The organism is Okeania sp. SIO2B9 (assembly GCF_010672505.1).
Taxonomy (GTDB): Bacteria; Cyanobacteriota; Cyanobacteriia; order Cyanobacteriales; family Microcoleaceae; genus Okeania; species Okeania hirsuta.
Map to the genome: position 1 here is coordinate 1 of NZ_JAAHGK010001772.1, position 1,128 is coordinate 1,128.

Annotated in this window: 1 protein-coding gene; it reads left to right on the plus strand. The window is 41.7% G+C overall.

The genetic code is table 11. The annotated features are described in order from the left end of the window. A partial coding sequence (locus F6K13_RS34315) for an NAD(P)/FAD-dependent oxidoreductase (RefSeq protein ID WP_287290108.1) occupies positions 1 to 772 on the plus strand: 772 nt, incomplete at its 5' end. Between the last annotated feature and the right edge of the window lie 356 nt (positions 773 to 1,128).

Below are 1,128 nucleotides of genomic sequence, written 5' to 3' on the forward strand. Positions count from 1 at the left end.
TCATGTGGAAGAGGTATTAGTAAAAGATGGTCGTGCTGTTGGTGTGAGTTTACGAAATGGAACAGAAATTAGAGCAAAGGAAGCAGTAATATCCAATGCTTCTATTTGGGATACTTTGAAATTATTGCCAGAAGGTGCGGTGCCAAAATCTTTTCGGCAACAACGACAACAGACACCAGAATGTAATAGTTTCATGCACTTACATTTAGGTATTGATGCTACAGACATCAAACCAGACTTAGCGTGTCACCATATTATTGTCAATCATTGGGATGAGATAGATGCACCTCAGAATGTTGTGTTGATATCCATTCCATCTTTGATAGATGCTACTGTTGCACCACCTGGTAAGCACGTTATTCATGTATATACTCCAGGAAATGAACCTTATAAATTTTGGCATGGTATGGATAGAAAGAGTCAAGAATATGCACAACAAAAACAACAACGAGCTGAGGTGATGTGGCAAGCATTGGAGCGAGTCATACCTGATGTGCGCTCTCGTTGTGAAGTAACATTGGTCGGTACTCCACTAACTCACGAACGTTTTCTCCGCCGTCACCGAGGAACTTACGGACCTGCAATTCGTTCCGGGGAGAGTTTGTTTCCTGGACCAAATACACCTTTACCAGGATTATTGTGTTGTGGTGACTCTACTTTTCCTGGTATAGGTTTGCCTGCAGTAGCAGTTAGTGGCATGATAGCAGCAAATACTCTTGCACCTGTTTCTCAGCATTGGAAAATGTTAGAAAGTTTGGGGTATGTCCGGTAGCATCGGTATTGTAAGCGGAAAGTAAGGAAGAAGGAAGAGGGAAGAAGTAGGAAAGCTGAAGAGCTGGTAGAGAACAACATCCAATATTTCTCTTTTGCCCCCCGAACGTGGGTTTATATAAAATCCGGTTATACAGTTATCGCACTTTCCACTTCCATGGGATGCAGACATAAAATGCCTACTTATCCCCAGATAATTCCAACTCTCATCCTTTCTTCCTATTGACTCCTGATATCAAATCCGGTAGCATCGGTATAAAAAAATTAAACCTGATAAATTAAGGGATGAATAGTAAGAGTTGGGCGATCGCCATGCCGAGATTGTTAAAGCTAGAACCACACAAAAGTATCGAAGAG